The sequence below is a fragment of the Geobacillus sp. LYN3 genome (genome assembly GCF_003064505.1).
Lineage (GTDB): Bacteria > Bacillota > Bacilli > Bacillales > Anoxybacillaceae > Parageobacillus_B > Parageobacillus_B toebii.
In genome coordinates, this window is record NZ_QCWL01000094.1 from 1 (window position 1) to 294 (window position 294).

Consider the following 294-nt stretch of genomic DNA (forward strand, 5'->3'; position numbering starts at 1 on the left):
CGCTTTCGGTTTTTGTGGCGATTGTAATCCCTCACTTTGCCGGTAAAGGGCCAGCACCTCTTCTAGCTCTTTTCCTGCCAGATCACTCGGAAATGGCGTATATTCCAGCACCGCGAGCGCCATTTTCCCAAATGACGGGAAGACTTGGGAAAACTCCGGAAAATATCGATCAAGCCAGCGAATCATTTGATTTCGAATCGCTCCCTGTTCTTCCACCAATTTGGAGCGAAATGTCGCTCCCACGCGCAGCTCCGCCTCCATCCCTTTCAGAATACGCGGATAGCTGAATCGGCC

1 pseudogene is annotated in these 294 nt (G+C 51.7%); it reads right to left on the reverse strand.

Annotated features, from left to right (window positions below):
- Positions 1-294 (reverse strand): annotated as a pseudogene (locus DCC82_RS17245) (IS110 family RNA-guided transposase); the annotation flags it as partial.